Below are 23,843 nucleotides of genomic sequence, written 5' to 3'. Positions count from 1 at the left end.
CTTCCTCGCGGATCACAGCGCGCGATGGGCCAGTGCCAGTTGGAACCCGGCCGGCGCGTCGAGCACGGTGCTGACCCAGGCACGGGCTCCGGGAAAGCGGACGCCGTCCGGATGGAGCAGCGCCGCACTCGGGTCCAGAAGTGCTGCCCGTCCATCCGCCTTCATGGCGGCCTCCACGCGAGCCCAGTCGCGCAGGGTGATTCCGGGGATCGCCTCGACATCTGCTGCTCCCTCCTCGATGTCGACTCCGAGCGCTGCGATCGCCGCACTCGGCGCAGCAGCGACAGCGACCGCTCCCGATCCGTACGAGACGGAGAGGGTAAGGACATTCCCCTGCACGGTCGGGCGGCCGTGATCTGCCGCCCCGCAGTTCGGGCAGCGACGCCCAACCGGAAGGTCCACGCCGACAAACTCACGAATGAGCTGGGCTAGCATCTCCTCACCCGTGCCACGAGCGGTCGGGCTCCGGCGACCGCTCCCGTGCTCTCGCATCGCCACGACGATCGGTCCCACGATCCAGCGATGCTCCACCGCTTCAGCCTAGAGGCGTGTCACCGCTCGGAGGCCCCGATGCCTGGCCCGTATGGTCGCGCATCGCTCATGAGCAGTACCGCGCCCAGAACTCGTCCCCGAGGTCGGACGCACCGAGCTGATCAGCGGCCCACGCGATATCGGTGAGCGTCCGACCAGCGGCGACAATGCAGGACAGCTCGTTCAGGATCACGAGGACCGTGTTCTCCGACGCCCAGATCTTGTTCGGATATCCGGTGGGGTTGAACAGTAGTTCCCAGTGCGCCTTGATCGGTTGGTAAATCCCGTATCCGTCGAACTGCGTCGCGAAGCGGAACGGGTGACGGGCCACCCGACGGAACGCATACTCGCTGGCGAGCACTGCGGCGGCGGTCCCGCCGAACTCCACGATGCTGCCCGCCTCATAGGTCAGCAGCTCCGGGTCCCCAGCTCGTGCCTGGCTGCCAGGAATCAACAGCGGCTCGTCGGTCAGCCCGGGCACGCGAAAGACACCCTGCGACTCATGCACCAGGAACGCCGACGGGTCAGACTCTGTGGCGATCAAGAACTCCTCATACGCCGCCAGGCAGGTACGACGGCGGGTCGTGAACGCCGGCGTGGTGCCCATGCGGCCCGCGACCTCGGCGAGCACTCCCACGAACTCAGCCACCTTCATCGCGCTCATCGTACCCAAGCTGGTCACTCAAGCCTGGCCTCGCGGCGCCAGCGATGCTCCGATGCTCCAGCCCCGGGGCATGTCGCGGCGCGGAGAAGCTCTGGCAGGATGGGGGCGATGAACATCCCCGATGAATCGGCGCGACTCGTGGCCTGGGGTGCCGAGCTGCGCGCTGTGCATGCGCGACTGCGCGCAGCCCTCGCAGTGGTCAGGGAGGCGGACGGGTCCGATGCTGTGGTGACCCGGGACCTCCTTCTGGTCTGTCACGGATTCTGCGTCGCCCTCACCCAGCACCACGAGGGCGAGGATCGGCAGCTGTTTCCCGCGATCGCCGCGGCCCATCCGGAACTCGGCGACACGCTCGCGCGACTCCAGCAGGATCACGCCATGATCGCAATGCTCATCAGTGGACTCGAGTCAGCTTCCGCACAGGACATCGGTGGCCACCTGGACGGCATCGCCGCGATCATGGAGTCCCATTTCCGCTACGAGGAGCGCGAACTGATCAGCGTCCTGGACGCGCTGGCGCTCGACGCCGAACCTCGCGACGTGCTGGGCTCCCTGTAGCCGGTGCCCGCTAGGATCGCCGCCATGGCTCCCGATGACCTCGCTGGATTCTCCAACCTCGCGGCGCGCGTAGGCATCGGCGTTCCCGATCTGCTTCGCGCCTGGATCGAAGCTGGAAGAACGAGCCTGCCACCGGCCCTGGAGACGACCTTCAGCGAGTTCCTCGCCGACCACCCGCTCGCGCTGGTGGGTCATCCCGATCTCGAATGGCTCTCGTTGGCCGAGGCAACCGAGACCGTTGATGAGTGGCTCTTCGCCGAGGCTCAGAACGGCGCCGCCTTTCTGCCCTTCGCGCGGTCCGGAGCCGGCGATATGTACACCCTCGTTCGCACGCCAGATGGCCGAACAGGCTGCGGCCTGGTGTGGCACGACGAGGAGACGAGCGAGTTCGCGTACCCCGATTTCGAGACCTGGGCGGCGATCGCCTTCGCCGAGGCTCTGACAGACCTCGGTGCCGTCATCGAGCGTGTCGCCGAGGGGCGTGCTCTCGAGGCAGTGCGAACGGATCTGCGACAGGCGGCTCCGTTCCTGCCTCGCGGCGTCGCGGCTACGCTGACCGATTGGGCAGCGCGCGACATCGCGACAAGGTCATTTCTGGCCGGGCTGCGAGCTCGTCCGTACGATGTCCAGTCCGTGATCTCGCAACAGGAGCTCGGGGAGTTCACCGCGGGGCTCGAACGCAGCGAACCCATCAAGCTGGCCGTCACGCCGCCCTGGGATCTGCCCTGACCACGGATAGCTGAAGGCCAGAAACCACAAACCGCCGACATCGTGATGCCGGCGGTTTTGTCGTGTTTGTGGACCTGAGGGGACTCGAAGCCCTGACCCCCTGCATACCATGCAGGTGCGCTAATGAACAGCGCAAGCTGATCAACGTCTTACGTCGGATCTATACGGAAGCTTCGTCTAGCACTGTGGCAATCGCTCGCAGGCGCTTCGCCGCGACGGCCAGCGACGAGGGCATCGTGTATCCGCCTCGTGGATCGCCATCGATTGCGGCAACCTGCGGAAGCGCGAGGAACTCGAGAACCGAGGACACATCAGCGTCTGTCGTGCTCTGGCCGTTGCGGCGGAGGAGGCGCGCAATATCGCGAGCAGACACCGGCTCGTCTTCCTCCTGCGTCAACTCATCGACAACGCTGGCGACCAGCCCGAGATGGTTGACGTTGGCTTGTTGACGCGAGAGCGCGGCGGCGTGGCCTTCCACAGTGAGCAGATCGCGAATGTCAGCTGCAGAGAACGGGGATACCTGATGGGACCGAACAAGCTCGCCAAGTTCGTCGGCGGTAAACAGTACAACGCCATTCGAAGTCGCCCACTCACGGATGCGTCCGGCACCCTCATAAGTCGGCGCAACTACCGCCATGAGCGTTGCGTGCGCCTTGCGTGCATGTTCCTTGAGCGCTTCGAAGTTCACCGACTTCTCGTTCAGTTGTCCCGACGCGGCCTTCGCATCAACAATTGCCGTCCCTATGACTCTCAAGTTCGAGTTGATCGTCACAAGAACGTCGGTGCGTCCCGGACCGCCAAGGTGCTTCGCGGACACATCAAGCGCTTCGAAAGCGGCAGCGCAGGCCGCCTCGAACCGTGCAGGGTTAGAGGCAAACCGCGAGGCGGTGATCAGCTCTTCCACGACCCCCTCGACCGTCTCAACTCGCGCTTCAGCCGCGGGCAATTCATAGTCGACAACAGCAGCCGTATCAATCTTTGCGAGCGGCAACTCAATCGCGAGATTCCTTCCAACCTCCGTAATCACGTAACGGATGGGTCCCACGTGTGCAACCGCCCCAGCGTCCGTGAGTAGCTTGAACATCGAGGCTGTGCGGCTCTGATTCGGTGGGCTCTCGATTCCTACGTAGAGAGCCCGATGCAGCTCACCCACTGTTCGCGGCTCGTCATCGGTGACAGTGAGTGCCTCACCAAGCCCCAGAAAACGACGGTGCAGGAGTCGGACGAGATTCAGCGAGGACGCGGAAGCTAGCCATTCCAAGCCGAGCGGAGTAGCGCGTATCTCCGACTTGCCAACGTACTCGAAAAGCTCAAGCCGACTTGTCCCATCGATGAATGACTTCGCAGAGCTGGCGGCGATTTCGAGTTCCTGACTGACAGACACGATGACGTCGCTCTTTCGCCGCGGCTCCTGAATTTGCCCAAGCAGGAATGACATTGCCTCGACCGGGCCCTTGGGCAGGTAATCCCAGGAGAGGACACGTGTTTCGTGGTCGAGGCTCGCGAGGCGATCCCCGAGAAGCGGTGGCGCCGGTACGAACACAGCTTTGTCCACCAAATCGGGCACAGCGCCGAGCACCTCGATGCCCGCGAGCCACGTCGCTCCGGCATCCGTAGTCCGATATCGACGGTGGGCGCCTTCCTCAACGAGGCCTAGCACGCGCAGCCACGCGAGACGACGCCGAACTTGATCGAGCGACCTCCAGCCAACCTTGAACACGTCAGATGCGTGCGCCCGGATGGCCTCAACGTCCGCGGGTTCGCGCTGAAGAAAGTCTACGATCTCGCCAAAAAAGGCGTAGCGGTCATGGAAGATCGCCGCGAGGCTTTCCGGCGATCCAACAGCGAGCCAGGCGCGTCCCTCGTCGGTGAGTGTGAGGGATTGGCCCTCACGCTTCGTGAACTTGAGCGTTCCGAGCTGCCTCTGAAGCTTGTCAGCTTCAGAGGCATTCGCCACCAGCTCGACGTCGACGCCGTCACGCAACTGCGTGAGCAATCCAACCAAAGCCGTGAACTGCGAATCTGCCCCGCCTGGGAGCGATGGGACCGTCGTCGCAAGGTCGTTCCATCTGCGGTCGCGTGTACTGAGGGCCATTCACTGATGCTACTGACTGGACCGCACGCAGACTGAAGCCCGCGCCCAGCCTCATCCACCAGCCCCGAGCACTCAGCCGATTGAGATGATCTTCGCAACCAACCCCAGACCACACACAAACAGAAAGCACCCACGATGAAATGAGGCACGGTTCAAACGTTCATCTTGTGGTGGACCTGAGGGGACTCGAACCCCTGACCCCCTGCATGCCATGCAGGTGCGCTACCAGCTGCGCCACAGGCCCATCTCGTCCGGCGAACCGAACAGGAATACTCTAAGCGAACTGGCCGGTCGGTACACAATCGACCCGCATCTCGCGCGCGTCGGCGGCGTGCCATCGGGGCTCCCGGCATACTGATCGCATGAGCAACACGCAGCTGCGCGACGCCAACGGGGAGACAGCACCGGAGCGCTTCCTCATCGCCCACGATGACTACCACGCGCGCCACGTCGGGCGAACGGCCGACGGACGGCAGTTCTTCGTGACCACGCCCTTCGTGTGGGCGAACTCATCGGCGGGCGGCGGTGAGTTCGCCGCACGCTATCTGTTCGACGACGATGGCGTGCTGCTCGATGCAACGATCATCCCGCTCGGACAGCGTCCGGGGGACGGCCGCATGCCGGGTAACGTCTCCGCGTTCGCCGGACAGCAGAGCGCGGTGGAAGCGCTGCTGGAGGAGATCGGTCCCGTCACGTTCGCTGACATCACGATCGCCCCCTTCCGCCTGACGTACGACGGTGTGGAATTCGGCATGATCCTTAACGGGCCCGATGAGGACGACGATGAAGACGATGAGTGGTACTGGAACGTCACCATCGAGCCCGGCGACTTCATGGCCTTCTACAGCCCATGGGATAGCGGCGAGTACGACACCTGATCCGACGATTTGACCCTGCCACTGTGTCAGGGTGGAGCGTGATTCCATCATGTACACCATCGGAGAGTTCGCCGCACTCGGGCACGTGAGTGTCCGCATGCTTCGCCACTACGACGCCATCGGCCTGCTGCGCCCCGCCGAGGTCGATCCCTTCAGCGGGTATCGACGCTACGAACCGGCACAGCTGGAAGACCTGCTGCGCGTGGTGGAGCTTCGCGACCTCGGCTGTTCGCTGGACGATGCCGCAGCGGTACTGGGCGCCGACGATGCGCGCGCGGCCTTGATCGCCGTGCTCGCGCGTCGGCGTTCCGAGCTACACACCGCGATCGACCAGGAGCGGGCCCGGCTCGCACGCGTGGAACAGCGACTCTCCGGCCTCGAAAGGAATCACCCCATGCCCGAAGTCGACACCCCCGCCATCGAGTACCGCCGGATCGAAGAGGTCACCGTCTACGCGGCGAGCGGCGTCGCTCCCGGCGGCGAGGATGTGAGCGCCCTCGTCGATCGCCTTCTCCCGCCGCTCCACGACGCGCTGCAGTCGTCGGGCGTGGAATATCACGAGCCGGGCGTGTTCTGGTACGAGAACGTGGCCGGCACCGACGATCTGCGCGTCTGGGTCTCGTGGATCGCCGGCCCGGTCCCCCAGACAGACCCCGCGTGGGAGGTCATCACGCTGCCCGCGATCGAGCGCGCCGCGGTGCTCCCCTATCGCGGCGACATGGCTGGCATCGGTCGCGCATGGAACGAGCTGACCAGCGCGATCCTCGCAGACGGCGAGGAGCCCGTGGGCGGCTGCCGCGAAGTGTATCTCGAGTCCGAGCCGCTCCCCCAGCCCGAGTGGCTCACGGAGCTCATCCAACAGGTCCGCTGAGCCGCCATACGAGCCGACGCACCCCGACGGGTCGGCGGTAGCATGTCGCCCATGCGCTCCCTCTGGCCGATGCCAGGCAACCCCTGGCCCCATGAGATGACCATCACCGTCGAAGACAATCCGGCTACTCTCCTGGAACTGCTCTGGGTTCGTGACGCGTGGGGCCTGAGGGTCACGGCTGACGCCCCAGGACCGCTCATCGATCCGCCGAAGGCGGAAGCCCCCGACGCCCGCGCCGCGCAGGATGTCACCGTGTGGGAACACGCCTGGCCACAGCTATGGAGCGGTGCGGTGGCACATGCCGCGGAGGAGCAGAGTCCCCTGTTGCTGGAGAGACTGATGCGATCGGATCTCGATCCCACCGAGCACGCAGAGCTGCTACAGCAGCTGACCGGACCGACGTGGGGCGACCGGTTCGACGACGCTGGCCTCGGTGACGCCTTCCAGGCGTGGCAGTCCCGTCACACCGGGCGACTCATCGACCGGATGCACGCACGGCACAAGGCGAACGAGAACCCCGAGCGCAGAAGCTTGGACGCGCTGATTCCTGCGTGGAAGCGAGGACTGACGCGGATCGTCGTTATCCCCTGCGAGGGCTCCTTCACGCGGACGATCGGCCCGCGGGCGCTTCTCGTCACCGCTCAAACCCGCGATGATCCGGAACGCTATCGCGAAGCTCTCGCCGAGTTCACCGCTTAAGCCTGCACCCGCGATACACGGGTACGCACCAACGAGAAGAGGCTCCCGCTGAGCGGGAGCCTCATTGAGTGGACCTGAGGGGACTCGAACCCCTGACCCCCTGCATGCCATGCAGGTGCGCTACCAGCTGCGCCACAGGCCCGGAATGGGCGTTGGTGAACCAACCCCCTTAGCCTACAACACCCGTGAGGGTGCTGCCGACCATCCTGCCGGATCGATCAGATCGACGCCGGCTGCGGAAGGGTGAAGTCGATGGTCGCGCCATCCTTCCAGAGGCGCTCCAGGTCGTAGTACACCCGCTCCTGCTCGTGGAAGACGTGCACCACGATGTCGCCGAAGTCGCTGAGCACCCAACGGGCATCCTGGCGGCCCTCGCGACGCAGGCGCTTGTGGCCCGCCTCGAGGAGCTTCTCTTCCACCTCGTCCGCGATCGCCGCGACGTTGCGCTCATTGCGCCCCGTCACGATCACGAAGGCGTCGACGAACGGAAGCGGCTCAGACACGTCCAGCGCGACGATGTCCTCGCCGCCCTTCGCGTCCGCGGCCACGGCCGCGATCTGCACCATCTTGCGAGCTTGTTCGCTTGCGGTCATTGCATCATTCCTGTCAGGGCTGCCCCGACGATCACGCCCACCAGGGCCAGGGCGAGAACGCCCGCGGTGATCGCGAGGACCAGCATCAGCTTGTTGCTCTTCTCCGGCACGGGAGGCTTGATGATCTCGCCGGGAGCCTTCGCCTGGCTCACAGCCGCGGTGGCGGCGATAGGCGTAGGCGATGACGCGGCGGGCAGCTCTCCGTCGATGAGGACGGCGTCCACATCCTTGCCGTCGGCGACTCCGGGCGCGTGCCCCTGGGAGCCGAGCTCGGGGAGGTTGAAAGTGCCAGTGACGAGCATGGCTCCGGTCGAGGTGACCGGTGCCGTCAGCGGCGGGAGGGCGGAGTCCGGGAGCACGAGCGAATGGCCCGCCGCCGTGGATCCTCCGCTGTCGCGGGAGATGAGCTCGTCGAAGGACTGCTCGCCCGACGTGACGCCCGGGGCGACCTGCGCACCAAAGGCAGCGTTCAATACGGGACCGTCGGTCGCAGCGCCTTGCTCGACCCGGTGCTTCTCGGCGGTTTTCAGCTTCGCAGGAGCTTCGAACGTGGGGGGCGGAGTCACGGCTTCCGCCGGCGGTGCCCATGCCGGACGAGATTCCTCGGCTGCAGGGACCGCGGGCTGGAGGTGGTCCGCGGACGTGCGGTCGGTCTCGACAGCGTTCGTCGGTGCGTCATCCGCGTCGGACGAAGCAACGCCGTCGGCAGATGACTCGGTTTGCGCAGACGGCTCCGCGACGGCGGACGACTCGGCCCCGACAGATGCATCGGGGGTCGGCTCGACGTCCTCCGCAGCTTCTGCGTGATCCGCGTCGGCCGCAGGCTCCTGGCCGGCCTCCAGTGCAGCGGACTCCTGCTGCTCGTCGACCGCCGCCACTGGCTCTTCGGCGGCTGGAACAGCCGTCTCCACGGCCGGAGCGACATCCTCCGCCACCGAAGACGTGTCATCTCCCGCGGGACGAACCACCGGAACGGAAGCGGTGCGCACGCGCTCAAGATCACGCAGCTCACGCCGTGTGAGGCGGTGCTCCGCCGCGTGGGCGGCAGGGCGAGCGGGGGTGTCCGGGGCCGCGACGATGATCGGCTCGGCGGCCCGTGGCAGCGGGTTGTTCACGGGTGCGTCGCGACGAGGCGGAACCGGATCCGCCGGCGCGCTGTCCTCGACAGCCGATTCGTCGGCGACCACGGGGGTCTGGCCGGTCAGCCGCAGCTCACGCAACTGGCGTCGGGTCAACTGCTCCCCGGAGTGATCAGTGGTAGTCATGCGGTGCTCCGATACAGGTGATGCTTCGCGATGTATTGGACGACCCCGTCGGGAACGAGGTACCACACGGGGTGTCCCTGACGAACACGCTCGCGACAGTCCGTGGACGAGATGGCCAGCGCCGGAATCTCCAACTGACTGACGACCTCCGAGGGAAGGCCCTCGGTGCTGAGCACGTGGCCCGGCCGAGACACCGCGACGAACTGTGCGAGGTCCCAGAGCTCATCATGATCCCGCCAGCTGAGAATCTGAGCGATGGCGTCTGCTCCCGTGATGAAGAACAGGTCGGCATCCGGGCGCTGGGCGTGCAGGTCGCGGAGGGTGTCGATCGTGTAGGTGGGTCCGCCGCGATCGATGTCGACGCGACTCACGGTGAAGCGCGGGTTCGAGGCCGTGGCGATCACCGTCATCAGGTAGCGGTGCTCGCTGCCCGTGACGTCAGACTTCTGCCACGGATGACCGGTCGGCACGAACACGACCTCGTCGAGGTCGAACCACTGTGCCGCTTCGCTCGCGGCAACCAGGTGGCCGTGATGGATGGGATCGAAGGTTCCACCCATCACGCCGATCCGCGGTCGCCGTTCGCTCGTCATGCGGCAGGCCTCAGTGGCCGGCTCCGTGTCCTGCGCCGTGGCCCGACTCGGGGTTCTCGTGAGCGAACTTCTCCGCCTTGTCCGCGTGACGGTTGGCCACGTTGCGGTACGACAGGGTCACCATCGCGAGCAGGAAGAACACGCACGCGGCGATGATGGCTGCCGGGAAAGTGTGCAGCATGACGTTCTCGGCGTGCTCCTCTGCGGCTGCGAGAACGAGCGTGGAGAGAGACATGGAAACTCCGATCGGGTTGTAACAGGTATCAGTCTATTGCGGTCAGCCGCGAACCTGGCCAGAGCCACGCGCGAGCCACTTGGTGCTCGTCAGCTCCGCGAGGCCCATCGGGCCGCGCGCATGCAGCTTCTGGGTGGAGATGCCCACCTCGGCACCGAAGCCGAACTCCCCGCCATCGGTGAAACGCGTCGACGCGTTCGCCATGACGACGGCCGAGTCCACCTCGGCCAGGAAGCGGTCGGCGTTGCGGCTGTCGGTGGTGATGATCGACTCGGTGTGGCCTGTCGAGTAGGTGCGGATGTGTTCCAGCGCCTCGTCGAGATCAGCGACGACGTGCATCGCGATGTCGAGATCGAGGTACTCGGTCGCCCAGTCGGCTTCCGTGGCAGGAACGATGCCGCTGCCGAGCGAGCCCACCACGTCGTCGCCGTGGACGGTGACGCCCTGCGCCTGCAGCGCTGCGACGAGATCGGGCACCAGGCGATCAGCGGCGGCACGGTGAACCAGCACGGTCTCGACGGCATTGCACACGCTCGGACGCTGCACCTTCGCGTTGACCACGATGTCGTTCGTCCAGTCGGCGGGGGCGGTCTCATCGAGGAAGATGTGCACGTTGCCCGCGCCGGTCTCGATCACCGGAACCGTGGACTGCGTCACCACGGTCTCGATGAGTTGAGCGCTGCCGCGCGGGACGAGGACGTCGACGTAGCCGCGCGCGTTCATGAGGGCGTTCGCTCCCTCGCGTCCGAAGTCGTCCACCGACTGAATCGCGTCCGCCGTGATGCCGCGGCCGACCAGCGCATCGCGCATGACCTCCACCAGCACCATGTTCGACTCCCGGGCAGCGGATCCGCCTCGCAACAGCACCGCGTTGCCGGAGCGCAGCGCCAGCGCGGCGATGTCGACGGTGACGTTGGGGCGCGCCTCGTAGATGACCGCGACCACACCGAACGGCACGCGGATCTGCTCCAGGGCGACGCCGTTCGGCAGGCGGTGACCGCCGACGACCTGGCCGACCGGGTCGTGCAGTGCCGCGACATCACGGACGGCTGTCGCCAGCGACGAGATACGCCCCGCGTCGAGCAGGAGCCGGTCCAGAAGTCCGGTCGCGATGCCCTCGGTGCGCCCACGCTCCAGATCGACGGCATTCGCCTCGATGATGCGCGGTGCCGCCGCCTCGAGCGCCGTGGCGATGGCGCGCAGCGCCTCCGCCTTCTCGCCGCTTGTGAGACGAGCGACCTCCCGCGAGGCCGTCTTGGCGGCGCGGAAGCGGTCCAGGAGTGCGTCGGGGATACTCACGCTTCCACCTTAGCGATGGCGTCGGTCGCCGCCTGCGGTGTGACATCGGCGGGCTCGAACCAGGTGCCGACGTGTGCGCCGGCGAGAGCCTGTGCGGCCTGGTCGGTGGAGGTCACCAGCACGCCGATTCCGGCTGCGGCAGCCAACCGTGCGGCGGACACCTTCGTGGCCGCCCCGCCGGTGCCGACGCTGTTGACGACCTTCGCGCCGAACTCGAGGCCGGCCAGATCGTCGCCCGCGGCGATGACGTCGAGGGGTTCGGCCCCGGGTTCGCCCGGAGGACGGGTGTAGAGGTTCGCGATGTCGCTGAGCAGCACGAGAGCGTCGGCACCCACCAGCTGCGCCACGAGTGCAGCGAGCCGATCGTTGTCTCCGAAGCGGATCTCGTGCGTTGCGACCGTGTCGTTCTCGTTCACGATCGGCAGGATCCGCAGGCTCAGCAGTCGCTCCATCGCCCGGCGCGCGTTGGAACGGTGAACCGGGTTCTCCAGGTCACCGGCAGTGAGGAGCACCTGGCCCGCGACGATGTCGAACGGACGAAGGGCCTCCTGATACCGGTACACCAGGACGTTCTGGCCCACGGCGGCCGCCGCCTGCTGGGTCGCGAGGTCAGTGGGACGGCTCTCCAGATTGAGGTACGGCATCCCCGTCGCGATAGCACCTGACGACACCAGCACCACCTCCGTGCCGGAACGGTGCGCCTCAGCGAGGGCGTGCACCAGCATCGGAATACGCCACGATCCTTCGCCAGAGATCGACGACGATCCCACCTTGACGACCAGCCGACGAATGCCGGGCAGGTCGGCGCGCGAACGTGCGCTCACCGCTCCTCCAGATACTGCTCGTCCCGGTACTTCTGGGCAACGCGCTCGGCTTCCATCTCAGCACGCGCCTCCGCCTTGGCATCCATACGGTCGTGGTACTGCTCGCGACGCTCGGACGTGGTACGACGCGAGGAACCCGACAGACGCGGGTCGGTGCCACGCGGGGCCGCGGTCAGCTCCGCCGCGGACGAGAGCGCAGGCTCCCAGTCGAACACGACTCCCCCGTCGCCACCGATCACCACGGTGGAGCCGGCCGTCGCACCGGCACGATAGAGCTCGTCCTCGACCCCCAGGCGCTCGAGTCGGTCGGCGAGGTAGCCGATCGCCTCGTCGTTTGTGAAGTCGGTCTGCGCGACCCAGCGTTCGGGCTTCGCACCGCGGATGCGGTAGAGGTTGCCGTAGGTGCCACCTTCGACCGTGACGGAGAACTCCTTCTCGGACGCCTGCGGGCGGACGATGATGCGCTCTGGAGCCGGCGCTGCCGCCGTCTCGACGCGGTGCTGCTCCACGATGTCGGCGAGGGCGAAGCTCAGCTCCCGCAGGCCCTTGCGGGCGACGGTGGAGATCTCGAACACGCGGAAGCCGCGGGCCTCGATGTCCGGGCGGACCAGGTCGGCGAGATCCCGCGCCTCGGGCACATCGATCTTGTTGAGCGCCACCACCTGCGGACGCTCCAGCAGCGGAATCTGGCCCTCCGGTACGGGGTACGCGGCCAGTTCCGCGAGAATCACGTCGAGGTCGCTGAGCGGATCGCGGCCGGGCTCCAGGGTGGCGCAGTCGAGCACGTGCACCAGTGCGGAGCAGCGCTCGACGTGACGGAGGAACTCGAGGCCGAGGCCGCGGCCCTCGCTGGCACCCTCGATCAGCCCGGGGACGTCGGCGACCGTGTAGCGGACATCACCGGACTGCACGACACCGAGGTTGGGGTGCAGGGTGGTGAACGGGTAGTCCGCGATCTTGGGCCGAGCGGCGGAGATCGCCGCGATCAGGCTCGACTTACCGGCGGAGGGATAGCCCACCAGCGCCACGTCGGCGACCGTCTTCAGCTCGAGGACGACATCGCCCTCCCAGCCCGGCGTACCCAGCAGCGCGAAGCCGGGGGCCTTGCGCTTCTGGCTGGACAGCGCTGCATTCCCGAGGCCGCCCTGACCCCCCGGAGCCGCGACGAAGCGCATGCCCGGTTCGATCATGTCGACGAGCACCTCGCCGTTGGGATCCTTCACCACGGTTCCCACGGGCACCGGAAGCTCGAGCGGCTCTCCGAGCGCGCCCGAACGGTGATCGCCCATGCCAAAACCGCCGTTGCCGGCACTGCGGTGCGGACTGTGGTGGTAGGACAGCAGCGTGGTCACCTGAGGGTCTGCGACCAGCACGATGTCGCCGCCGTGCCCCCCGTTGCCGCCGTCTGGGCCGGCGAGCGGCTTGAACTTCTCACGGCGCACAGAGACGCAGCCGTTGCCGCCCTTTCCCGCGCGCAGGTGCAGGGTGACCTCGTCGACGAACGTGACCATCGGAATCCTCCGGATAAAACAGGTCGGGGCGAGCCGAAGCCCGCCCCGATCAGAAAGCTTGCGACTTACTGAGCCGCGACGATGTTGACGACCTTGCGGCCGCCCTTGGTGCCGAACTCGACAGCGCCGGCCGACAGCGCGAAGAGCGTGTCGTCGCCACCACGACCGACGTTGACGCCGGGGTGGAAGTGGGTGCCGCGCTGGCGGACGAGGATCTCGCCGGCGTTTACGGTCTGACCGCCGAAGCGCTTCACGCCGAGGCGCTGCGCGTTGGAGTCACGACCGTTACGGGTGGAGCTTGCGCCCTTCTTGTGTGCCATCTCTGCTGCCTCCGGTGCTTACTTGATTCCGGTGACCTTGACGCGCGTGAGGTCCTGACGGTGACCCTGGCGCTTCTTGTAACCGGTCTTGTTCTTGTACTTCTGGATGACGATCTTCGGACCACGGAGGTTGCCGATAACCTCGGCCGTCACCGTGATCTTCGCGAGCTTCTCCGCGTCGGTCGTGACGGTGTCACCGTCAACGAACAGAACCGCGGGGAGCTCGATCTTCTCGCCCTGGGCGGCCTGGACACGGTCGAGCTGCACGATCGTGCCGACTTCCACCTTCTCCTGCCGTCCACCGGCGCGCACAACTGCGTAAACCACTTGCCACCTTGTTTCTTTGGGGAACCACGTGTCGGGTTCCGGAACGTCTGAAAAGACTGTGCTTGCACTCCCGGAAAGGGACGCCCACGAGGGGCCGGCGCGGCTGCAAGTCTCTCGACGCCGCCCGGGGGCGGGCGACGCGGATGCGCACCAAGGGACCACTTTACCGGATGATCCTGTGTAGCGGCAAAAGGAACCGCTGCGTGTCGTCTTCCGTGTCCTCCATTCTGCCCGATGCGAAGGACCGAACCGCACCGGCGGCGGCGTAGCATCGGCAGAATGACCGTTCTCGTCGATGCCCCGCGCTGGCCCGCCCACGGCCGCCTGTGGGCGCACCTCGTCAGCGACAGCAACCTGGAGGAACTGCACGCCTTTGCGCGCGCCCAGGGGCTGCCCGAGCGATCGTTCGACCTGGATCACTACGACGTGCCGGAGGAGATCATCGACCGGCTCGTGGCTGCGGGAGCGACCCCCGTCGACGGACACGAGCTGGTTCGCCGGCTCATCGCGTCCGGATTGCGAATCACCGCCCGCGAACGTCGCGGGCGGTGATTCGAGAAGGGTTCAGGACCTCGTGAGCGGGGTCACTCCCCGGCCGGTTCGGCCACCGCACCCAGCACAGGTGTCGTCGACACCGGAGTACCGGTGAGAGCGGCCGTGGTGACGCGACGACGGCCGCGCCCCTGACCCGGCGCCTTCGGCTCCGGGAGGGCGTCGAGCACGGATTCGAGAAGCTGCTCCTTCTCGCTCTTCGGCTTGTCTGCACCGTTTACGCTGTTGCCGTTCGAGCCGTTGCGCTTCTTGCGCGGACGCTTCGTGCGCTCCGACCGCTCGCTCCGCTCGGGGGTCGGCGCCTCCGGAAGAACGAGATCGGTGACGTCGACCGGCGCTGCCTCAGCGATCACGCCCGTGCGAGTCGACGCGGCGATCTGCGCGAGAGCGGACTTCGCGCCCTCGGTGATCACGTGGGTCGAGACCTGCGGCGCGGGCGTCGAGGCACCGCCTCCGCCGTTCGATCCACCGCGGGAGCGACGCGACGAGCCGTTGCCGCCTCCGCCGCCGTTCCCGTTCGAGACCGGCGCACGGTGCTTGACCACCGGGTCGTGGTGCACCACGACTCCACGGCCCGCGCACACCTCGCACGGCTCGGAGAAGGTCTCCAGCAGGCCAAGGCCCAGCTTCTTGCGGGTCATCTGCACGAGCCCCAGAGAGGTGACCTCGGCGACCTGGTGCTTGGTGCGGTCGCGGCTCAGGCACTCGACCAGTCGGCGGAGCACCAGGTCGCGGTTGGACTCCAGCACCATGTCGATGAAGTCGATCACGATGATGCCGCCGATGTCGCGCAGTCGCAGCTGTCGCACGATCTCCTCGGCCGCTTCGAGGTTGTTCTTGGTGACAGTCTCCTCGAGGTTGCCACCAGAGCCGACGAACTTGCCGGTGTTGACGTCGACGACGGTCATGGCCTCGGTGCGGTCGATCACCAGCGAACCACCCGAAGGCAGCCAGACCTTGCGGTCCAGAGCTTTCTCGATCTGCTCGGTGATGCGGTACTCGTCGAACGGGTCCCGGTCGCCCTCATAGCGCTCGACGCGCTCCAGCAGGTCGGGCGCGACACCACGCAGGTAGCTCTCGATCGTCTGCTGCGCTTCGTCGCCCTGGATGATGAGCTTCTGGAAGTCCTCGTTGAAGACATCTCGCACGATCTTGACGAGCAGGTCCGGCTCCGAGTGCAGCAGCTGCGGCGCGTGACCGGAGGTTGCCTGAGCCGCGATGCGCTCCCACTGGGAGGTGAGGCGCCGCACGTCCACCGTGAGCTGCTCCTCCGTGGCGCCCTCGGCGGCCGTGCGGACGATCACGCCGCTCGACTCCGGGAGAACCTCCTTGAGGATGCGCTTGAGGCGCGCACGCTCGGTGTCGGGGAGCTTGCGGGAGATGCCGTTCATCGAGCCGTTCGGCACGTACACGAGGTAGCGGCCCGGCAGCGAGATCTGACTGGTGAGACGCGCGCCCTTGTGGCCCACCGGGTCCTTCGTCACCTGGACGAGCACCTTGTCGCCGGTCTTCAGTGCCAGCTCGATGCGGCGCGGCTGGTTCCCCGTCTCGACGGAATCCCAGTCCACCTCGCCGGAGTACAGCACCGCGTTACGACCACGACCGATGTCCACGAACGCGGCTTCCATAGAGGGCAGCACGTTCTGAACCCGTCCGATGTAGACGTTGCCGATGAGCGACGCGTCCTGGTTGCGAGCGACGTAGTGCTCGACGAGCACCTTGTCCTCCAGCACGCCGATCTGGATGCGACCGTTCTTGGACCGTACGATCATCTGACGGTCCACGGCCTCGCGGCGAGCGAGGAACTCGGCCTCCGTCACCACGGCGCGCCGACGACCGGCCTCGCGACCGTCACGGCGGCGCTGCTTCTTCGCCTCCAGACGCGTGGAGCCCTTGATCGCCTTCGGCTCCGTGATGTACTCCACGGTGCGGGTGCGACGACGGACGTCGCCCGAATCGTCCGACTCGCCGCGACGGCGACGACGACGGGAGGACCCACCCTCGTCCTCGTCAGCGGGCAGCGCCGGAAGCGGGACGATCTCCGGTGCATAGAAATGGAGCGCGGTGGACACCTGCGAGACGAACACCTCAGGCAGCAGCCCCAGGCTCACCGCCGTGGGCAGCGGCTCCGGCTCGGGCTCCGCCTCCGGGGCGGGCTGGCGGAGCACGACGACGTCGTCGCCGAGGCCGAAGCTGGCACCGGCGTTGCTCGGCGCGGCACTGGTGGCCTGCTCGGGAGCAGTGCTCTCCCCCGCGTCGACGTCAGAAGCCTGCTCGTCCGAAGCTTGGTCCTCGGATGCCGAAGAGGGCTCCTTCTCGGCGTTCAGCGTCGCAGCTGCGGCCTCATCGCCGGCGGCTGCCGCTTCCTGCGATTCGGGCGCTGCCTCGGCGTCGGCCGCTACGTCCGTGTCGTCGCTCGTCGCGGGCTCATCGCTGATCACGATGATTCCCGCGTCAGACTCGATGACCGTCTCGCCGTCGTCTGCACCCGTCTCCGCGCCAGCCGACGGGTCAGCATCAGGCTCCCCTACGGGCTCCGTGGGGTCAGCGTCGGCGTCGTCGGCCGGGCCACCGAATGCCGGGAGTGCCGTGTGGTCACCGAACAGCTCCCCATCGCCCCCGGCGGGCAGTCCGTGCTGGTCGTCGTTCGCTCCGGAATCGGAGGTACGGTCGTTCTCGCTCTTCGTCTCTGCCATTTCTGGCGCACTCCCTGCGGGCAACACCGCGCGTCGCCCGGCGAAATTCTCGTGCGGCGCCGCACCTGGCGGTGCCGCGAACTCACTCGGTCTGCGACCGGCTCAGCGGCTCTGGTCGCGGAGGCCGTCTTGGCCTCGAAGTCTTCTCCATTGCGTTCACCGGCGCGGCCGGTGGGTGCAACGACCTTCATTATCGCACCATCGGCCGGAAATGGGCCAGTAGCCATTCATACGCATGTCGGCATATGGCTGCTCCCAGGTTTTCTCCGGCCTTGTCGCATGAGCCGGCGGGCATACTGAGGACATGACCGAAACCCGCAAGCGTCCCGTCGGCGTGGCCATCTGGCTGATCGTCAGTGGCATCATCGGCTGGTACGCCGCGTTCGCCCTGACGATCGAGAAGTTCGAGAAGCTGGAGAACCCGGACTCGATCGCTTCCTGCGACATCAGCCCGCTGGTGCAGTGCAGCACGAACCTCACCTCCTGGCAGGGCAGCGTCTTCGGTTTCCCGAACCCGCTGATCGGTATCGCCGCCTGGGTCGCGCCCATCGTCGTGGGCTTCGCCATTCTCGCCGGCGCGCGATTCGCCCGGTGGTTCTGGACGTTCTTCTGGCTCGGCTACGTCTTCGCCATCGGCTTCGTGTTCTGGCTCGCATTCCAGAGCATCTTCGCCCTCAACGTGCTGTGCCCCTGGTGCATGGTCACCTGGGTGATGGTGATCCCGTCGTTCTTCGTGGTCACCTTCACCGCCATGAAGCAGGGTGCCTTCGGTCGTGGCGGCATCGATCTGGGCGAACGCCTCATGGGCTGGACCCCGGTCTTCGCGGTCGTCATCCTGGCGGTCATCGCGGTCCTCGCCCAGGTCCGCCTGGACGTGCTCGGTTCGCTGTAAGTCGGCCCACCGCTTCCGACCGTCGACATACGACAGCGGCGCCGTCCCCGGTGGGGCGGCGCCGCTGTCGTATGTCGTTCAGCTGAACCAGATGCCGAGCTCGCGCTCAGCGGACTCAACGCTGTCCGAACCGTGAACCAGGTTCTGCTGCACCTTCAGGCCCCAGTCGCGGCCAAAGTCGCCGCGAATCGTCCCGGGTGCGGCCGTGGTGGGATCCGTGGTGCCGGCGAGCGAGCGGAAGCCCTCGATGACGCGGTTGCCGGCGAGGCGGATCGCCACCGACGGACCGGACATCATGAACTCGAGCAGTGGCTCGTAGAAGGGCTTGCCCTCGTGCTCGGCGTAGTGCTGCTCCAGCAGCGTGCGATCCGGCTGCACGAGCTTGAGGTCGACGAGCGCGTAGCCCTTCGCCTCGATGCGCGCGAGGATCGCGCCGGTCAGTCCGCGAGCGACGCCGTCGGGCTTGACCAGGACGAGCGTTTCTTCGGTTGCCATGTCAGTCACTTTCTGTCGTGGAGGGTGCGGCCGGGCCCTTTGCGGACCAAACGAGCCGACGTGATCATCGCATACGCCCACATCCCGCCGAAGACGAGGAAGACGAATACGAAGGCGAGATTCAGGAACGCGGCGGCGAGGACGACGAACTGGAGCGCCCAACCCGCGGCGATCCCCCACCGAAATCGTGTGCAGCCGGCGACGATCACCATCAGCAGCGCCACCACGGCACCGCCGACGATCCCCCACCAGGGGGCGATGGTCTCGGGTAGAGCGCGCAGGCCGTAGATCACCAGCCCGCCCAGGAAGGCGACGAACGCCTCGAAGATCAGCACGATCGAGCCGAGTCGCGCCATGAGGGACGGGGTGCGTGAGGAGGCGCTCATCGGGCGGTGCTCCCCTTCCAGTCCTCATCCTCGGCCAGCCGGATCGCCTCACCGGCGAGCACGACGGAGCCGACGATGATCACCGCGCGACGAGGTGCCTCGGCCGCCCAGTCGCGAGCGGACTCGGCCGCGTCGTCCAGGTTGGGGTGAACGCTGGCGCGCAGGCCGGCCGCCTCCACCAGATCGGCCAGCGCGTCGGCATCCAGGGCGCGATCCGACTCCGGCTCCGTGACGAACACGTGGGCCGGGATCTCGCGCAGGGCGTCGATGATGCCCGCCGCGTCCTTATCGCCGAGGACGCCGAGCACGAGGCCCCACTCATCGAAGTCGAACGACTCGCGCAGCGCCGCAGCCAGTGCACGGGCTCCGTGCGGGTTGTGCCCGGCGTCGACCAGCACGGTCGGCTCGATCCCGATGAGCTGCAGCCGGCCGGGAGACGTCGCCTCCGCGAGACCTTCGGCCAGGATGTCCTCGGCGATGGACTGCTCTCCGCCGCCGATCAGGGATTCGACGGCAGCGATCGCCAGGGCGGCGTTCTGGCCCTGATGGGCGCCGTAGAGCGGGAGGTAGGCGTCTTCGTAGGATCCGGAGACACCACGCACGGTGACCTGCTGACCGCCGACGGCCAGCTGCTGGCTGACGAGCGAGAACTCTGCCCCTTCGAACGCGATGCTCGCGCCGTGCGCGGAGGCGGCGGCTCGAAGTACCGCCTCGGCCTCGGGCGTCTGGCGCGCGGAGACCACCGCAGCGCCGTCCTTGATGATGCCGGCCTTGACGGTGGCGATCTTCTCGATCGTGTCGCCCAGCCGGTCGGCGTGATCCAGGTCGATCGGCGTGAACACGGCAACGTCGCCGTCGGCGGTGTTCGTGGAATCCCACGAACCACCCATACCGACTTCGAGGACGAGCACGTCGATCGGAGCGTCGGCGAACCCGACGAAGGCCAGCACGGTGAGCAGCTCGAAGAAGGTCAGCGCGGCATCGCCCTTCGCGGCGAGCTCGGCGTCGACGATCTCCACGAACGGCGCGATCTCATCCCACGCGTCCGCCACCGCGGCGTCGGCCATCGGCTCACCGTCCACCAGCATGCGCTCGGTGAAACGCACCAGGTGCGGGCTGGTGAACAGACCAGTACGCAGTCCGTGCGCACGCAGGAGCGACTCGATCATGCGAGCCGTCGAGGTCTTGCCGTTCGTCCCGGTGATGTGGATCACCCGGTACGTCCGCTGCGGGTCATCCAGCAGCTCGAGCACACGGGCGGTGCGCTCGACACGGGGCTGCACCCACTGCTCGCCCTGGCGAGTGAGCAGTTCGGCGTAGACGGCGTCGGCCCTGTCGCGATCGCTCATCAGCGCTCTCCTCGCTCACCTGTGCGCGCAACCGAGACCGTGAAGGCCGCGGTGTTCGCATACGTACCCGCCACGATATCGGCGGTGTGCTCGAAGGAGGTGCCGGCCTCCCCCGACGCCAGCACCGAAGCACCATCGCCGAGGACGGTGTAGCTGGTCGCCAGGGTCTCCCCCGCGACGTCTGCCACCTCGAACGCGCCGGCGACTGCCGCCGCCTCCTCCGCACTCGCGAACGCGAGCTGCAGGCGGATGCGGTCGCTGACGTCGAAGTCAGCGGCGCGGCGGGTGTCCTGCACGGCGCGGATCACGTCGCGAGCGAGGCCCTCGGCCTCCAGCTGGGGCGTGGTCGCGGTGTCGAGCAGCACGAAGCCACCGCCGGGAAGCAGCGCCAGCGCGGTGCCCTCGGCGCCGCCTGCCACCTCCAGCGCGAGTTCGTACTCGTTGGGCTCGAGCGAGATGCCACCGGCGGTGACCACCCCGTCCACTTCCGACCAGTCACCGCTCTTCGCCGCGCCGATCGCCTGCTGTACCTGCTTGCCGATCCGCGGACCCGCGGCCCGGGCGTTCACCACCAGGCGACGGCTGATGCCGTACCGCTCGCCGATGCCCTCCTCGGCCTCGACCAGCTCGACCGCCTTCACGTTGAGCTCGTCGCGCAGGATGCCCTCGAACTGTGCCAGACCGGCGGAATCGGCGGCAACGACCGTGAGCTTAGCGAGCGGCAGACGCACACGCAGTCCGTGCTGCTTGCGCAGCGCGTTGGCGGTCGAGGAGATCTCGCGCACGGCGTCCATCGCGGCGCGGATGTCGGCGGCCGGGGCGAATGCGGATGGGTCCGGGAAGTCCTGCAGGTGGACGCTGCGACCACCGGTGAGACCCTGCCACACGCGCTCGGACACGAGCGGGATCAACGGAGCGGCGACGCGCGTCAGCACCTCGAGGACGGTGTACAGCGTGTCGAACGCCTCGCGCGAGCTGTCGTCCTCGGTGACACCCACCCAGAACCGGTCACGCGAACGGCGGATGTACCAGTTGGTCAGCGCCTCCGCGAAGTCGCGGAGCTTCTCGGTGGCGCTGGTCGAGTCCAGGCCCTCGAGGTCCGCGGTCACGCCGGTCACCAGGTCTCCCAGCAACGCGAGGATGTAGCGATCGAGCACGTTGGTCGAGTCCGTGCGCCACGTCGCCTGATAAGCGCCGGGCTGCGCGGCGTTGGCGTACGTCGCGAAGAAGTACCACGAGTTCCACAGCGGCAGCAGGAACTCACGCACACCACCGCGGATGCCCTCCTCGGTCACGGAGAGGTTGCCACCGCGCAGCACCGAACTGGACATCAGGAACCAGCGCATGGCGTCGGAGCCGTCGCGGTCGAGCACCTCGGACACGTCCGGGTAGTTCCGTAGCGACTTCGACATCTTCTGCCCGTCGGAGCCCAGCACGATGCCGTGGCAGGACACACCGGTGAAGGCGGGACGATCGAACAGCGCGGTGGAGAGCACGTGCAGGAGGTAGAACCAGCCACGGGTCTGGCCGATGTACTCCACGATGAAGTCCGCCGGCGAGTGCGAGTCGAACCACTCGCGGTTCTCGAACGGGTAGTGCACCTGCGCGAACGGCATCGAGCCCGAGTCGAACCAGACATCCAGCACGTCTTCGATGCGGCGCATCGTCGACTTTCCGGTGGGGTCGTCAGGGTTCGGCCGGGTCAACTCGTCGATGTAGGGACGGTGCAGGTCCGGCTCGCCTTTCTCGTTGCGGGGCAGCCGACCGAAGTCGCGCTCCAGTTCCTCGAAGGATCCGTACGCGTCCACGCGCGGGTACTCCGGGTCATCGCTCTTCCACACCGGGATGGGTGATCCCCAGTAGCGATTGCGGCTGATCGACCAGTCGCGCGCGCCCTCGAGCCACTTGCCGAACTGGCCGTCCTTGACGTTCTCCGGCACCCAGGTGATCTCCTGGTTGAGCTCCAGCATGCGGTCCTTGAAGTCCGTGACGCGCACGAACCAGCTCGACACGGCCTTGTAGATCAGGGGGTTCCGGCAGCGCCAGCAGTGCGGATAGGAGTGCAGGTAGGAGGCCTCGCGCAGCAGCCGACCGTTCGCCTTGAGCAGGCGGATCAGCGGACGGTTGGCGTCCATCCACAGTTCGCCGGCGACATCCGTGACAGCGGGAAGGAATCGACCACTGTCGTCCAGGGAGAGGATCGTGGGAAGACCGGCGGCGTCCGCCAGGCGCTTGTCATCCTCACCATAGGCCGGGGCCTGGTGCACGATGCCGGTGCCGTCACCGGTGGAGACGTAGTCGTCGACGAGGATGCGCCACGCCGTGCTCGTGCCGTAGGCCTCCGCGTCGGCGTAGTAGTCGAAGAGGCGGTCGTAGTGCACGTCGGCGAGCTCGGCGCCGCGCACCGTGCGCTCCACCGCCGCCTGGGCCTCCTCAGCCGACGCGTAGCCGAGATCCTTCGCATAGCCTCCGAGCAGCGCGCCTGCCAGCAGGTAGCGATGTGCCACCGCGGACTCGGTGTCATCGCCCGCAACGACATCGGCAGCGCCCGCAGGGCCACCCGGAACCACGACGTAGTCGATGTCGGGTCCGACAGCGAGGGCGAGGTTCGTGGGCAGCGTCCACGGGGTGGTGGTCCAGGCCAGCGCCCGCACACCCGTGAGCCCGAGAGATTCCGCCTTGGCGCCGACGAGCGGGAAGCTCACCGTCACCGACGGGTCCTGGCGCTCCTTGTACACGTCGTCGTCCATGCGCAGCTCGTGCGCGGACAGCGGCGTCTCATCGCGCCAGCAGTACGGCAGCACACGGTAGCCCTCGTATGCCAGACCCTTGTCGTAGAGCGTCTTGAACGCCCACAGCACGCTCTCCATGTAGGACGTGTCCAGCGTCTTGTACCCGCGCTCGAAGTCGACCCAGCGGGCCTGGCGCGTCACGTAGTCGCGCCACTCCTGCGTGTAGGTGAGCACGGACTCACGAGCCTTGGCGTTGAACGTGTCGATGCCCATGGCCTCGATCTCGCTCTTCTCCGTGATGCCGAGCTGCTTCATCGCCTCCAGCTCTGCCGGCAGGCCGTGCGTGTCCCATCCGAACACACGATCGACCTTCTTGCCGCGCATGGTCTGGAAACGCGGGAAGAGGTCCTTGGCGTAGCCGGTGAGGAGGTGGCCGTAGTGAGGTAGACCGTTGGCGAAGGGCGGGCCGTCGTAGAACACCCACTCATCGGAGCCGTCGCGCTGGGCGATGGATGCTCGGAAGGTGTCGTCGCTCTCCCAGAAGTCGAGGATCTCGCGCTCGATCTCCGGGAACCGCGGGCTCGGCGTGACGGACGCTGCCTGATCGGCGGCTGGTCCGAAGGAGGATCGTGGGTAGGTCATCTCATCTCGCAGGTGCTCGTGATTCGCTCCTGCGGGGACGATCTCTCGACCGCGGTACCACCCCGCGTTGCCCTCCGCCCGGCGAGCGGTGGACCACTTCGTACTTC

24 protein-coding genes and 2 tRNA genes are annotated in these 23,843 nt (G+C 67.1%); 7 read left to right on the top strand and 19 right to left on the bottom strand.

Going from position 1 to position 23,843, the window contains the following annotated elements; translation table 11 throughout:
• Positions 1-12 precede the first annotated feature (12 nt).
• Together ABTV68_RS09340 and ABTV68_RS09335 are read right to left on the bottom strand one after the other, a co-directional pair.
• A complete protein-coding gene (locus ABTV68_RS09340; protein ID WP_433677356.1) occupies positions 13-531 on the bottom strand; it encodes a hypothetical protein in 519 nt (172 codons plus the stop codon).
• A 67-nt stretch (positions 532-598) separates the two neighbouring features.
• Entirely contained in the window at positions 599-1,186 is a 588-nt protein-coding gene (locus tag ABTV68_RS09335; protein ID WP_433677355.1) for a hypothetical protein, read from the bottom strand.
• Positions 1,187-1,303: 117 nt separating this feature from the next.
• Between ABTV68_RS09335 and ABTV68_RS09330 the strand changes: the two genes are divergently transcribed.
• Both ABTV68_RS09330 and ABTV68_RS09325 read left to right on the top strand, forming a co-directional pair.
• The gene (locus ABTV68_RS09330) at positions 1,304-1,753 is read left to right on the top strand and encodes a hemerythrin domain-containing protein (RefSeq protein ID WP_433677354.1); all 450 of its coding nucleotides are present in this window, start codon (positions 1,304-1,306) and stop codon (positions 1,751-1,753) included.
• Between the two features lie 24 nt (positions 1,754-1,777).
• Positions 1,778-2,482 (top strand): hypothetical protein, encoded by a 705-nt coding sequence (locus ABTV68_RS09325; protein ID WP_433677353.1) that lies wholly within the window; start codon positions 1,778-1,780, stop codon positions 2,480-2,482.
• Positions 2,483-2,642: 160 nt separating this feature from the next.
• Here ABTV68_RS09325 and ABTV68_RS09320 read toward each other — a convergent pair whose 3' ends face one another.
• Entirely contained in the window at positions 2,643-4,577 is a 1,935-nt protein-coding gene (locus ABTV68_RS09320) for a hypothetical protein (RefSeq protein ID WP_433677352.1), read from the bottom strand.
• A 168-nt stretch (positions 4,578-4,745) separates the two neighbouring features.
• Positions 4,746-4,821 (bottom strand) — tRNA-Ala (locus ABTV68_RS09315).
• A 118-nt stretch (positions 4,822-4,939) separates the two neighbouring features.
• Here ABTV68_RS09315 and ABTV68_RS09310 point away from each other — a divergent pair.
• The 3 genes from ABTV68_RS09310 to ABTV68_RS09300 are packed head-to-tail and all read left to right on the top strand — an operon-like array spanning position 4,940 to position 7,025.
• Entirely contained in the window at positions 4,940-5,455 is a 516-nt protein-coding gene (locus ABTV68_RS09310; protein ID WP_433677351.1) for a hypothetical protein, read from the top strand.
• Between the two features lie 49 nt (positions 5,456-5,504).
• Positions 5,505-6,326, top strand: a complete 822-nt coding sequence (locus ABTV68_RS09305) for a MerR family transcriptional regulator (RefSeq protein ID WP_433677350.1) — start codon at positions 5,505-5,507, stop codon at positions 6,324-6,326.
• 51 nt (positions 6,327-6,377) lie between these two features.
• A complete protein-coding gene (locus tag ABTV68_RS09300; protein ID WP_433677349.1) occupies positions 6,378-7,025 on the top strand; it encodes a hypothetical protein in 648 nt (215 codons plus the stop codon).
• Positions 7,026-7,094: 69 nt separating this feature from the next.
• On the opposite strand, the gene ABTV68_RS09295 is transcribed toward ABTV68_RS09300, so the two are convergent.
• The 10 genes from ABTV68_RS09295 to rplU form a co-directional block, all read right to left on the bottom strand.
• Positions 7,095-7,167, bottom strand: a tRNA-Ala gene (locus ABTV68_RS09295).
• 76 nt (positions 7,168-7,243) lie between these two features.
• The gene (gene rsfS / locus ABTV68_RS09290; protein ID WP_231089988.1) at positions 7,244-7,618 is read right to left on the bottom strand and encodes a ribosome silencing factor; all 375 of its coding nucleotides are present in this window, start codon (positions 7,616-7,618) and stop codon (positions 7,244-7,246) included.
• Positions 7,615-8,883, bottom strand: a complete 1,269-nt coding sequence (locus tag ABTV68_RS09285) for a hypothetical protein (protein ID WP_433677348.1) — start codon at positions 8,881-8,883, stop codon at positions 7,615-7,617. Before ABTV68_RS09285 ends, rsfS begins: the two co-directional genes overlap by 4 nt.
• Entirely contained in the window at positions 8,880-9,476 is a 597-nt protein-coding gene (gene nadD / locus ABTV68_RS09280; protein ID WP_231089986.1) for a nicotinate-nucleotide adenylyltransferase, read from the bottom strand. Before nadD ends, ABTV68_RS09285 begins: the two co-directional genes overlap by 4 nt.
• Positions 9,477-9,486: 10 nt before the next feature.
• A complete protein-coding gene (locus ABTV68_RS09275) occupies positions 9,487-9,711 on the bottom strand; it encodes a hypothetical protein (RefSeq protein WP_404923779.1) in 225 nt (74 codons plus the stop codon).
• 42 nt (positions 9,712-9,753) lie between these two features.
• A complete protein-coding gene (locus ABTV68_RS09270; RefSeq protein WP_433677347.1) occupies positions 9,754-11,010 on the bottom strand; it encodes a glutamate-5-semialdehyde dehydrogenase in 1,257 nt (418 codons plus the stop codon).
• Positions 11,007-11,834: a glutamate 5-kinase gene (gene proB, locus ABTV68_RS09265; RefSeq protein WP_433677346.1), complete on the bottom strand. Its 828-nt coding sequence runs from the start codon at positions 11,832-11,834 to the stop codon at positions 11,007-11,009. Before proB ends, ABTV68_RS09270 begins: the two co-directional genes overlap by 4 nt.
• Positions 11,831-13,345 carry a GTPase ObgE gene (obgE, locus tag ABTV68_RS09260; RefSeq protein ID WP_433677345.1) on the bottom strand — a complete coding sequence of 505 codons (1,515 nt, stop codon included), beginning with the start codon at positions 13,343-13,345 and terminating at the stop codon, positions 11,831-11,833. The genes proB and obgE overlap by 4 nt, the downstream gene beginning before the upstream one ends.
• A 65-nt stretch (positions 13,346-13,410) precedes the next feature.
• A complete protein-coding gene (gene rpmA, locus ABTV68_RS09255) occupies positions 13,411-13,665 on the bottom strand; it encodes a 50S ribosomal protein L27 (RefSeq protein ID WP_404923775.1) in 255 nt (84 codons plus the stop codon).
• Positions 13,666-13,683: 18 nt separating this feature from the next.
• Positions 13,684-13,992 (bottom strand): 50S ribosomal protein L21, encoded by a 309-nt coding sequence (rplU, locus tag ABTV68_RS09250; protein ID WP_433677344.1) that lies wholly within the window; start codon positions 13,990-13,992, stop codon positions 13,684-13,686.
• 279 nt (positions 13,993-14,271) lie between these two features.
• Here rplU and ABTV68_RS09245 point away from each other — a divergent pair, with 279 nt between their 5' ends.
• The gene (locus ABTV68_RS09245; RefSeq protein WP_433677343.1) at positions 14,272-14,544 is read left to right on the top strand and encodes a DUF4031 domain-containing protein; all 273 of its coding nucleotides are present in this window, start codon (positions 14,272-14,274) and stop codon (positions 14,542-14,544) included.
• A 32-nt stretch (positions 14,545-14,576) separates the two neighbouring features.
• Here the strand turns inward: ABTV68_RS09245 and ABTV68_RS09240 are convergent, their stop codons facing one another.
• Entirely contained in the window at positions 14,577-17,240 is a 2,664-nt protein-coding gene (locus tag ABTV68_RS09240) for an Rne/Rng family ribonuclease (protein WP_433677342.1), read from the bottom strand.
• Between the two features lie 304 nt (positions 17,241-17,544).
• Here ABTV68_RS09240 and ABTV68_RS09235 point away from each other — a divergent pair, with 304 nt between their 5' ends.
• Positions 17,545-18,132, top strand: coding sequence for a vitamin K epoxide reductase family protein (locus tag ABTV68_RS09235; RefSeq protein WP_433677341.1), 588 nt, complete (start codon positions 17,545-17,547; stop codon positions 18,130-18,132).
• Between the two features lie 78 nt (positions 18,133-18,210).
• Here the strand turns inward: ABTV68_RS09235 and ndk are convergent, their stop codons facing one another.
• From ndk to ileS, 4 genes are read right to left on the bottom strand one after another with little or no spacing between them, the layout of a single operon-like run.
• Positions 18,211-18,627, bottom strand: coding sequence for a nucleoside-diphosphate kinase (gene ndk, locus ABTV68_RS09230; protein WP_404922217.1), 417 nt, complete (start codon positions 18,625-18,627; stop codon positions 18,211-18,213).
• A gap of 5 nt (positions 18,628-18,632) precedes the next feature.
• Entirely contained in the window at positions 18,633-19,013 is a 381-nt protein-coding gene (locus tag ABTV68_RS09225) for a DUF4233 domain-containing protein (RefSeq protein ID WP_433677340.1), read from the bottom strand.
• Entirely contained in the window at positions 19,010-20,362 is a 1,353-nt protein-coding gene (locus ABTV68_RS09220; RefSeq protein ID WP_433677339.1) for a bifunctional folylpolyglutamate synthase/dihydrofolate synthase, read from the bottom strand. Before ABTV68_RS09220 ends, ABTV68_RS09225 begins: the two co-directional genes overlap by 4 nt.
• Positions 20,362-23,736, bottom strand: coding sequence for an isoleucine--tRNA ligase (gene ileS, locus ABTV68_RS09215; RefSeq protein ID WP_433677338.1), 3,375 nt, complete (start codon positions 23,734-23,736; stop codon positions 20,362-20,364). Before ileS ends, ABTV68_RS09220 begins: the two co-directional genes overlap by 1 nt.
• Positions 23,737-23,843: the final 107 nt, after the last annotated feature.

The sequence above is a fragment of the Microbacterium gorillae genome (assembly GCF_050990725.1).
In the GTDB taxonomy this organism is placed as follows: Bacteria; Actinomycetota; Actinomycetes; order Actinomycetales; family Microbacteriaceae; genus Microbacterium; species Microbacterium gorillae_A.
Note: the sequence above shows the minus strand (reverse complement) of the source record. Positions and strands in the feature narration are given on the sequence as shown.